This is a genomic window from Parasphingorhabdus sp. (assembly GCF_036963805.1).
GTDB lineage: Bacteria > Pseudomonadota > Alphaproteobacteria > Sphingomonadales > Sphingomonadaceae > Parasphingorhabdus.
In genome coordinates this window covers 1-938 of record NZ_JBALUN010000037.1, presented here as the reverse complement: position 1 = coordinate 938, position 938 = coordinate 1, and the positions used below count along the sequence as shown (strand labels likewise).

Sequence of the window (938 nt, the reverse complement as noted above, 5' to 3'; positions counted from 1 at the left end):
CTGCGCGTGGGCAGCCTGGTGATACTGGAAAGCACCTCCCCCGTAGGCACGACCGAAAAGATGGCCGGTTGGCTCCAGAAAGCCCGCCCGGATCTCACCTTTCCCCAGACCCACGGCGAAGCCTCGGATATCCGCATCGCACATTGCCCTGAGCGTGTTCTGCCTGGCAAGGTTATGCAGGAGCTGATTACCAACGACCGCATCATCGGCGGCATGACCCCTTTATGTTCGCGCGAAGCCGAGGCATTGTACCGGATTTTCGTCAAGGGGGATTGTCTTTTGACCGATACCCGCACCGCAGAGATGGCCAAGCTGACCGAAAACAGCTTTCGCGATGTGAACATCGCTTTTGCCAACGAGCTGTCGATGATCTGCGACACCCAAGGCATCAATGTCTGGGAGCTAATTCAACTGGCCAACCGTCATCCTAGGGTCAACATCCTACAACCTGGTCCCGGTGTCGGTGGCCATTGCATCGCTGTCGATCCTTGGTTCATCGTGAATTCGGCACCCGATCAAGCCCATCTGATCCGCACCGCGCGCGAGGTCAATGACGCCAAGCCCAATTGGGTGATCGAAAAGACCCAAACCGCCGTCGGTCAGTTTCTAGCCGATAACCCCGAAAAACGCATTAGTGATGTAACGCTGGCCTGCTATGGTCTGGCCTTCAAGCCTGACATCGACGATCTACGCACAAGCCCCGCCTTGGACATCGCGATCCAACTTGGGGAAATGGCGTTCAAATCCGTGCTCGCAATTGAGCCAAATATCGCAGCCTTGCCAAAGGCCGCGGCTGCGTTGACCCTTGCCTCGTTTGAAGACGCAAGCAGCGCTGACGTGCACGTGCTCCTAGTAGATCATGCTCCCTTCAAGGCCGCAGCCAAACCCAGCGGTTATGTCGTGGATTCCCGAGGCATTTGGCCATGAGGAATTCTGCG

The 938-nt window shown here is 56.9% G+C and carries 1 protein-coding gene; it reads left to right on the top strand.

Annotated features, from left to right (window positions below; all coding sequences use genetic code 11):
- Positions 1-927, top strand: a 927-nt coding sequence (gene wecC / locus V7676_RS18645; RefSeq protein WP_335661057.1) for a UDP-N-acetyl-D-mannosamine dehydrogenase, incomplete at its 5' end; no start/stop codon positions are given.
- Positions 928-938 lie beyond the last annotated feature (11 nt).